Origin of the sequence: Oerskovia rustica (assembly GCF_014836555.1) — a bacterium.
Taxonomy (GTDB): Bacteria; Actinomycetota; Actinomycetes; order Actinomycetales; family Cellulomonadaceae; genus Oerskovia; species Oerskovia rustica.
This window is the reverse complement of the sequence record NZ_JACSQQ010000015.1, coordinates 90,345-99,262: the sequence shown is the minus strand read 5'-3', so window position 1 is coordinate 99,262 and position 8,918 is coordinate 90,345. Positions and strand designations below refer to the sequence as shown.

General features: G+C 73.1%; 9 protein-coding genes. 6 read left to right on the top strand and 3 right to left on the bottom strand.

Annotated features, from left to right (window positions below; all coding sequences use genetic code 11):
- The first annotated feature begins 55 nt into the window (after positions 1-55).
- From H9652_RS20310 to H9652_RS10695, 4 genes are all read left to right on the top strand, one after another.
- Complete coding sequence (locus H9652_RS20310; protein WP_191796216.1) at positions 56-1,402, top strand: sensor histidine kinase; 1,347 nt, start codon at positions 56-58, stop codon at positions 1,400-1,402.
- Entirely contained in the window at positions 1,399-2,004 is a 606-nt protein-coding gene (locus H9652_RS10705; protein ID WP_191796215.1) for a response regulator, read from the top strand. Before H9652_RS20310 ends, H9652_RS10705 begins: the two co-directional genes overlap by 4 nt.
- 92 nt (positions 2,005-2,096) lie before the next feature.
- Complete coding sequence (locus H9652_RS10700; protein ID WP_318244109.1) at positions 2,097-2,825, top strand: lysophospholipid acyltransferase family protein; 729 nt, start codon at positions 2,097-2,099, stop codon at positions 2,823-2,825.
- Entirely contained in the window at positions 2,822-3,847 is a 1,026-nt protein-coding gene (locus tag H9652_RS10695; RefSeq protein WP_318244108.1) for an NAD(P)H-dependent glycerol-3-phosphate dehydrogenase, read from the top strand. The genes H9652_RS10700 and H9652_RS10695 overlap by 4 nt, the downstream gene beginning before the upstream one ends.
- A 53-nt stretch (positions 3,848-3,900) precedes the next feature.
- On the opposite strand, the gene H9652_RS10690 is transcribed toward H9652_RS10695, so the two are convergent.
- Positions 3,901-4,572: an AMIN-like domain-containing (lipo)protein gene (locus H9652_RS10690; RefSeq protein ID WP_191796214.1), complete on the bottom strand. Its 672-nt coding sequence runs from the start codon at positions 4,570-4,572 to the stop codon at positions 3,901-3,903.
- A 189-nt stretch (positions 4,573-4,761) separates the two neighbouring features.
- Here H9652_RS10690 and H9652_RS10685 point away from each other — a divergent pair, with 189 nt between their 5' ends.
- Entirely contained in the window at positions 4,762-5,145 is a 384-nt protein-coding gene (locus H9652_RS10685; RefSeq protein WP_191796213.1) for a DUF6191 domain-containing protein, read from the top strand.
- Here the strand turns inward: H9652_RS10685 and H9652_RS10680 are convergent.
- On the bottom strand, positions 5,142-6,302 hold the full coding sequence (locus H9652_RS10680) for a trans-sulfuration enzyme family protein (protein ID WP_191796212.1): 1,161 nt from the start codon (positions 6,300-6,302) through the stop codon (positions 5,142-5,144). The genes H9652_RS10685 and H9652_RS10680 overlap by 4 nt on opposite strands.
- A 149-nt stretch (positions 6,303-6,451) precedes the next feature.
- The gene (locus tag H9652_RS10675) at positions 6,452-7,624 is read right to left on the bottom strand and encodes an acyl-CoA dehydrogenase family protein (RefSeq protein WP_191796211.1); all 1,173 of its coding nucleotides are present in this window, start codon (positions 7,622-7,624) and stop codon (positions 6,452-6,454) included.
- Between the two features lie 95 nt (positions 7,625-7,719).
- Between H9652_RS10675 and H9652_RS10670 the strand changes: the two genes are divergently transcribed.
- Positions 7,720-8,859: a D-alanine--D-alanine ligase family protein gene (locus tag H9652_RS10670; protein WP_138825086.1), complete on the top strand. Its 1,140-nt coding sequence runs from the start codon at positions 7,720-7,722 to the stop codon at positions 8,857-8,859.
- Positions 8,860-8,918 lie beyond the last annotated feature (59 nt).

The window sequence follows — 8,918 nt, the reverse complement described above, 5'->3', positions numbered from 1 at the left end:
CCCAACCCGGGGCCTCGTCCGGAGCACCGAGATGCCCACGTGAAAGGCTGACCCCGTGAGCTGGAATCCCCTCGTCGGCGCGTGGTCGCGTCGCAGCAACCCGGAACGGTTCGACACCTACACGCGCTGGTCGCTGTACGTCGTCGCGACGTTCGAGCTCTTCGTGGTGCTCTGGGTCGTCGGCGAGGTGCCCACGGGGCACCCGGCGCTGCTCGCCCCCCTGATCGGGCTGTGCCTCGCGCACACCGCGTCGTGCGTCGTCGTGATCCGGTACGGGGTCACCCGGTTCCTCGGTGGCCCGCCGCCTCCCCGGTGGGCCCTGGGCGCCATGTGGGGGCTCGCGCTCGCGACCTGCGTGATCGGCCTCGCGGCGTACCCGACAGGTGAGGGATCCATGTTCCAGGGCAACACCCCGGTCCTGGTCGTGACCGCGGCGACCGCATTCTCGGTCGCGGCCTGCGCGCCGCTCCTGACCTTCCGGTGGTTGGCGCTCGGGGCGGTCGGTGTCGCGGCGGTCTCGGGGTTCGTCTCGTGGTTCGTCGCCCCGGTCCGCGACGAGACGGCAGCGGGCATCGCGGTGGGCCAGGGCATCGGCGTCGTCCTCATGTGCGTCGGCGTGTTCGCGTCCTACCGCGTGTCCGTCTGGATGCTGGGGATCGTGTGGGAGCAGGAGCGCAACCGCGTCCTGCACGCCCGTCTGGCCGTCGCCGAGGAGCGGCTGCGCTTCTCGCGCGACCTGCACGACGTGTTCGGCCGCACGCTCTCGGTCGTGGCCGTCAAGAGCGAGCTGGCCGCCGAGCTCGCGACACGCGGTCGCCCGGGAGCCGCCGAGCAGATGCTCGAGGTGCGCCAGATCGCGCAGGACTCGCTGCGCGAGGTGCGGGCCGTGGTCGCCGGGTACCGGGCCACGGACCTGCCGGCCGAGCTCAGCGGGGCCCGATCGGTCCTGCGCTCGGCCGACATCGAGACCACGATCGAGTCCTGCGGCGACGAGCAGGAGGCCGCGCTGCCCCTGGCCACGCAGGAGGCGCTCGCCTGGGTCGTGCGCGAGGCCGTGACGAACGTGGTCCGGCACTCGGACGCCGCACGGTGCGAGATCACGCTGCGCGTCGAGCGCGGCGAGGCGGTGCTGACCGTCACGAACGACGGCGTCCCCGACCTCGACCGCACCACCACCAGCCCGGGGAGCCCCAGCGGGTCCGGCCTGATCGGCCTGGGCGAACGGCTCGCCGAGACCGGCGGGCGCCTCGAGACCCACCTCCTCCCGCCCGTCTTCCGTCTCACGGCCAGCGTCCCGCTGCCGAGCCCCGGCATGGGTAGCCTCGTCCCGCGCATGCCGCGCGGCTCCCGGAGCCGTGGCGCAGGCACCCCCAGCCCCACCGAGGAAGGCCCCACCGCGTGATCCGCATCCTGCTCGCCGACGACGAGAACCTCATCCGTGACGCGCTCGCGACCCTGCTCTCGCTCGAGGACGACCTCGACGTCGTCGTCCAGGCCGCGTCCGGGACCGAGGCGCTCGCGGCAGCACGCAAGCACGCCCCCGACGTCGCGGTGCTCGACCTCCAGATGCCCGGCCTCGACGGGATCGAGGTCGCCCGGGCCCTGGCCGTCGAGGCGCCGGGATGCCGGGTCGTCATGGTCACGAGCCACGGGCGCCCCGGGTACCTCAAGCGCGCGCTCGAGGCGGGTGTCGGGGCCTTCCTGCCCAAGACGGTCTCGTCGCGCGTCCTCGCGGACGTGGTGCGCCAGGTCCAGGCCGGTGGACGCTACGTCGACCCCGAGCTCGCGGCCGAGGCCATCGCGGCCGGCTCGAGCCCCCTGACGGCCCGCGAGGCCGACGTCCTGGAGCTCGCGGCCGGTGGAGCGCCCGTCGAGGAGATCGCGACCCGCGCGTCGCTCGCGCCGGGCACGGTGCGCAACTACCTGTCCTCGGCCGCCGCCAAGCTGGGTGCGACCAACCGGCACGAGGCCGTGCACCTCGCGCGCCGCCACGGGTGGATCTGAGCCGTCGTGGCAGCGGCGTCGGGCCCGCGCACCCAGGGCGCGCGGCGCCGTCGGGCCCGACGACGGCACGCGGCCCGGTAGGCTCGGTGACCGTGCCGAAAGCTCATCCTGACAGCCGCGCGTACCGCCTCGTCGCGCTCGTCGTGCGACCCCTCATGTTCACCATCACCCGCCGCGACTGGCAGGGCGAGGAGAACATCCCCGCGACGGGCGGGTTCATCGCTGCGGGCAACCACATGTCGAACATCGACCCGCTGACGTTCGCCCACTTCCTGTACGACAACGGGCGGGCGCCCAAGATCCTCGCCAAGGCGTCGCTGTGGAAGGTGCCGCTCCTCGGCGGTCTCCTGAACCGCACGGGCATGATCCCCGTCCAGCGCAACACCGTCGGTGCGGCGTCCTCGGTCAGCGTGGCTGTCGACCAGCTCGCGCTGGGCGAGTGCGTCGCGGTCTTCCCCGAGGGCACGCTCACGCGCGACCCCGACCTGTGGCCGATGGTCGGCAAGACCGGTGCCGCGCGCCTGGCCCTCGCGAGCCGCATGCCCGTGGTGCCCATCGCGCAGTGGGGCATGCAGGACCTCCTGCCCCGCTACAGCAAGCGGTTCCGGCCGTTCCCGCCCAAGAACGTCGCGGTGCACGCCGGGCCACCGGTCGACCTGTCGGACCTCTACGAGCGCCCCGTCGACACCGCGACCCTGCGCGAGGCCACCGACCGCATCATGGACGCGATCACGGGTCTCCTCGAGGACATCCGCGGGGAGAAGGCTCCCGCCGAGCGCTTCGACGTCCGCAAGAACCCCGGCTCGGAGGAGCGCAAGTGAGCGACCAGCAGATCACCGCGACCGTCCTGGGGTCGGGGGCGTGGGGCACGACGTTCGCCGCCGTCCTGGCCGACGCCGGCTGCGAGGTCCGGCTGTGGGGTCGCAACGCCGAGGTCGCGGCCGACATCAACGCGACCCGCCGCAACTCCGCGTACCTGCCCGACATCGAGCTGCCCGCGGGGCTCACGGCCACGACCGACGCGGCCGAGGCCCTCGCCGGGGCGCAGCTCGTGGTGGTCGCGATCCCGTCCCAGAGCGCCCGTGCGACGCTCGCGCCGCTGCGTGAGCACCTTGCGGAGGGCGTCGTCGCGGTCTCGCTCATGAAGGGCGTCGAGCTCAGCACCGACCGCCGCATGAGCGAGGTCGTCGCCGAGGTGTGGGGCCTGCCGCTCGACCGGGTCGCGGTCGTGTCCGGGCCGAACCTTGCGCGGGAGATCGCCGAGCACCAGCCGACCGCGACCGTCGTCTCGGCCACGAACGAGGAGACCGCGCGTTTCGTCGCGGCGGCCTGCTCGTCGTCCTACTTCCGCCCGTACACCAACTCCGACGTCGTGGGCGTCGAGCTCTGCGGCGCCGTGAAGAACGTCATCGCGCTCGCCGTGGGGATCGCCCAGGGGCGTGGGTTCGGGTACAACACGACGGCCACCGTCATCACGCGCGGACTCGTCGAGATCACTCGGCTCGGTCTCGCGCTCGGCGCCGACGCCGAGACGTTCTCGGGCCTCGCCGGCATGGGGGACCTGGTCGCGACCTGCACGTCACCCCTGTCCCGCAACCACACGCTCGGCAAGCACATCGGCCGCGGCATGAGCCTCGACGAGGCCGTCGCGGCGACAGGGGGGACAGCGGAGGGCGTCAAGTCCTGCCGCTCGGTCCTCGAGCTCGCGCAGAAGGTCGGCGTCGACATGCCCATCACGGCCGGCGTCGTCGCGGTCCTGCACGAGGGCATGCCCGTCGACGACATGGCTCGCGGGCTGCTCTCGCGGCCCCAGAAGTCCGAGGGCGTGACGTCGGGTCGCTGAGTCCCGCCCGCTCTGTCGGCTCGGCGCCCTGACGGTTGCCGAGCCGACACCCGTCACACGTCGTCGTTGCGGACCTCGACGACGACCCGCGTCGGGTCGGTCAGTGCGTAGACCCGGAACGGACTGACCTCGTCCGTCCCGACGAACGCCTGGGTGGACCCCTCGAAGACGCTGCCGAGCAGGACCTCCTCGACCTCGTCGGTCTCGGCGACCCGCAGAGGGTTGGGACCCGCGTACTCGGCGACGCCCGTGTCCGTGGGGTAGCCGGAGCCGGAGATCATGACCTGGAGTGTGCCGTCGCCGTCGAGGTCGACGACGTTCCCGCTCCCGTCCTCGACCGCCTCCGGCACGTACTCGACGCGCCAGCCGGGCGTGCCCGTGCCGCCGAGCTCGAAGACCACGCGGTCGAACCCGTCGTGCCGCCCGACACGCACGTCGGTCACGGTCAGCGCCGCACCTGCGGACGGCTCTGACGTGTCCGGCTCGGTGTTCGCAGGGAACGGGGGCGCGGAGGCGGAGCCGTCGTCGTCCGTGGACCCGGTCGGGGTGTCCGTCGGGCCTGCCGAGGCGGACGGGTCGGGGGTCGACGAGGCGGCAGGGGACGGGGTGCTCGGCCCGGGGTCGTCCCGGTCGTCCCCGCCCGAGCAGGCCGTGATCACGAGGACCGCGGTCGCGACTCCGGCGGTGAGTGCTGCGGCTCGGCGTCGTCGGGTCGTGCCCTTCATCGGTGCGCCTCCGAGGAGCTCCGTCCGGGACCTCTTCCCGGGTGATCTTCGAGCGTAGGCGCGCAAGGACACGGTCGCACGGAGGGGCTCGAACGAGGAACGGCTGGCGCCCGTGCCGTCGTCGCCGCCGGTGCTCCCCTCCCTCGCACGAGGGATGACAGCGGCTCCCGTCGGCCCTACGGTGGCTGCATGCCGTGGATCAGCAGTGCGGGCGGGCCGCTCTTCTTCATCGTCGTGCTCGTGATCGTCGCGGTCGTCGCGATCGAGCGCATGGTGAGCGGGCGCTCCAGGGACCGGCAGCTCGGGGACGGACGAGGGGCGGGCGAGAGCGCCGGGTCCGGTGCGTTCGGCGAGCTCGTCGACGTCTTCCAGCCGAGCAGGGTCCACCTGACCGAGGAGAAGGAGCGTCAGCGGCTCGACATCGTGCAGGCGCCGTCCACCGCGCCCCCGATCGACGTGGACCTCGAGTCGGGGGTCGTGGTCTTCAGCGCGGACGTGTACGAGCCACGGCCTGATGGGCCGCGGGCCGTCGAGCCGCAGGCGGTCGGGGACGGGTCGCCCGCCGCTCGTTAGCCGCGGGCCGCGGCGCGCAGGGCCTGGTCGAGGTCCGCCCACAGGTCCTCGACGTCCTCGATGCCGACGCTCAGGCGCAGCAGGTCCTCGGGGACCGTGTGCGACTCGGTCGCGAACCGCCGCCGCCGCTCGAGGCTCGACTCGACCCCGCCCAGGCTCGTCGCCGGGACCCAGAGCTCGACGGCCTCGACGAGCGCGTCGGCGGCCTCACGCCCGCCCTGGGGCCGCAGCCCGAGGATCGACCCGAAGCCGGTCATGGTGCGGGCTGCCCGCTCGTGGCCAGGGTCGGTCGGCAGGCTCGGGTGGCGCACCTCCTCGACGAGCGGGTGCCGGGCCAGGCGTCGGGCGATCTCTGCGGCGTTGGCCTGGGAGCGCTCGACGCGCAGCGCGAGGGTGCGCAGCCCGCGCAGCGCGAGCCACACCTCCCACGGCCCGGCGATCGCGCCGTGCAGGGTCCGGTAGGCACGCACCTTCGCGGCCAGGCCCGGGTCGTTCGTGACGACGGCCCCGAGCACGACGTCGGAGTGTCCGGCGAGGTACTTGGTGACCGAGTGCACGACGACGTCCGCCCCCAGGGTGAGCGGCTGCTGCCCCAGCGGGGTCGCGAACGTGTTGTCGACCGCCGTGAGCACGCCCTGCTCGCGTGCCGCGGCCAGCAGCACGGGGAGGTCGGCGACCTCGAGCATGGGGTTGGTCGGCGACTCGATCAGGAGCAGGTCCGCCCCGTCGATCGCGGCGAGCACCTGGTCGGTGTCGGCGACGTCGACCCGGACGACCTCGACCCCGTGGCGGGCCGCGAGGTCGTCGGCGAACCCCAGCGTGACCTGGTAGGCGTGCCGGGGCAGGACGACCTTGCCGCCCGCCGGGACGAACGAGAAGACGGCTGCGATCGCCGCCATGCCGCTGCCGAACACGATGCCGGGTTCCGTGGCACCCTCCAGGGTCGCGAGGGCCTCCTCGAACGGGTGCCACGTCTCGGTGTCCATGCGGGTGTAGAGGAGCTCGCCGGGCTGCTGCACACCGCGCGAGACGTACGTCGAGGACAGGACCACGGGCGGGTTGACCGGCCCGCCCTGCTCGCGCGGCGGGCGTCCCGCCGCGACCGCGATCGTGGCGGGGGACAGCGGTGAGCGGTGGCGGGCGGGCTCGGTCGTCATGGGGGTGAGATTACGCCTGGCGGGCGGGTGGGTGCCGCGGGCAACCGCTGGAGGAGACAAGGGGTAGGTGCGTCGAGTGCGCAGTTCTGGTTGTCGCCAGCCGTGCCGGGACGGCCCGAACTGCACTCTCGACGCGACCTCGGCCTCCGTCAGCCCTCGACCGGTCCGAGCAGCGCGCTCGCGAACGTCGAGTGCGCGGACTCGTCGTCGGACGGGTGGAAGATCCCGGCGAGCACGTCGCGGTAGAGCCGCCCGAGCTCGGACGACGTGAAGTACGACGAGCCGCCGGACACCCGGATCGCCTGGTCGACGACGACGCGCGCCGTCTCGGTGGCCCGCACCTTGAGTCCCGCGACGGCCGTGAACCAGCCGGCACCCCTGTCCACGAGGGCGTCGATCTCGCCCGCCACCTGGTCGATCTGCGGGTAGATCCCGTCCATCGCGATGCCCGCGTCGGCGACCCGCCAGCGGATGTCCGGGTCCTGCGACAGCGGCCTGCCGCCGTTCTTCATCGAGGTGCGCCGGTGGGCGTTCTCGACGGCGAGCTCGAGTGCGCGCTTGCCGATGCCCGTGTACACCGACGCGAGGAGGACCTCGAACGTCGTGAAGATCGCGAGCACGAGCGGGTCGGTCGAGGGCCCGGGGGCCAACCGGCGTACGACCCGGTCGGCCGGGGCGTGCGCGCCCACGAGCATGGTCGTGCGGCTCTGGCTCGCGCGCATGCCGACCGTGTCCCAGTCGTCGAGCACGTCGACGCCGCCGCCCTCGCGCGTCACGAACGCGTGCACGAGGCGCGGGTCGCCCTCCAGCGCGGGGCCGTCCTCGGCGGCCGTCTCGATCCCGAGCACGCCCAGCCGTGTCCACGCGGGAGACAGGGACGTGAAGATCTTCCGGCCGTGGAACGAGTAGCCGCCCTCGCCGTCGGGACGGGCCTGCGTCCTGGACCCGAAGAGCACCAGGTCGTTGCCCGGCTCGGAGTAGCCGAACGCGAAGACCTCGCCCCGCGCGGCCTCCTCCAGGACGAAGTCGAGCGAGTGGTCACCGCGCTCGTACAGGTAGCGCGCGACGCCGGTCCACACGTGGTGCATGTTCACGGCGAGCGCGGTCGCGGGCGCAGCGCCCGCGAGGCGGATCTGCTCGTGCGCGACGTCGCGCAGGCCCAGCCCCGGGCCGCCCATCGCGGCGGGCACGAACGCCTTGAGGTAGTCGGCCGCGGTCAGCTCCTCGAAGTCCTCGGTGAAGAACGTGTTCTCCCGGTCGTAGGTCGCGGCGCGCGAGCGGATGCGGTCGAGCAGGTCGTCGGTCAGCAGCGGAGAGGTCATGCCCCCGTTCTACCACCGCTCCTCCACCTCCTGGGCACCTCGCCCGCCCGCTCCTGTTCACGCTGTCGAGCGCGGTTCCGGTAGGGTCGTCGGCGATGTCCAGCCAGCCAGAACCCAGTGCTCCCGCGCGCAAGACGCGCGTCCTCATCCTCTTCGGCGGACGCTCCGGCGAGCACGTGATCTCGTGCGCCACCGCGGGTGGCGTGATGCGCGCGATCGACCGCGAGCGCTACGAGGTCATCCCCGTCGGGATCACCAAGGCGGGGCAGTGGGTCCTCGCGGCCGACGAGCCCGAGCGCTGGGAGATCACGCCCGGCAACCTGCCGGAGGTCACGGCCTCGGGCGGCGAGGTGCTGCTGCCGCTCGCGGTGGGGCAGCGCGCGCTGCGCGTCCTGGAGCCGGGCGAGTTCCCGCGCGAGCTGGGCGAGGTCGACGTCGTCTTCCCGCTGCTCCACGGGCCGTTCGGCGAGGACGGCACGCTCCAGGGCCTGCTCGAGCTCGCCGACGTCCCCTACGTGGGCGCAGGCGTGCTCGCCTCCGCCGTAGGGATGGACAAGCAGTTCATGAAGCTCGTGCTCGCAGGCCAGGGGCTGCCCATCGCGCCGTACACGGTCATCCGTCCGGGGGAGTGGGACCGTAACCCGGCAGCGTGGACCGAGACCGTCGCGGGTCTGGGGCTGCCCGTGTTCGTGAAGCCGGCGCGTGCGGGGTCGAGCCTCGGGATCACCAAGGTCGACGACCTCGCGGACCTGCCCGCGGCGATCGCGGAGGCCCGTCGGCACGACCCGAAGGTCCTGGTCGAGGCCGGGGTCGTGGGACGTGAGATCGAGTGCGCGGTCCTCGGTGGCCGTGAGGGCGAGCGCCCGCGGGCGTCCCTGCCCGGCGAGATCGTCGTGACCGACGCGCACCACGACTTCTACGACTTCGAGGCCAAGTACCTCGACGAGGCGGGGGTCGAGCTGAGCTGCCCGGCCGACCTGCCGCCGCACCTCGTCGACGAGGTCCGCGACATCGCGGTCCGCACGTTCGAGGCCGTGGGCGCCGAGGGACTCTCGCGCGTCGACGTGTTCGTGACGACCGACGGCCAGGTCATCGTCAACGAGATCAACACGATGCCGGGATTCACGCCGTTCTCGATGTACCCGCGCATGTGGGAGAAGTCCGGGATCACGTACCCGGAGCTGATCGACGAGCTCATCCAGCTCGCGCTGCAGCGCCCCACGGGCCTGCGCTGACCATCCCGGCCGCCTGACCCGGTAGACGCGAGGAGCGCGCCACCCCTCACGGGGCGGCG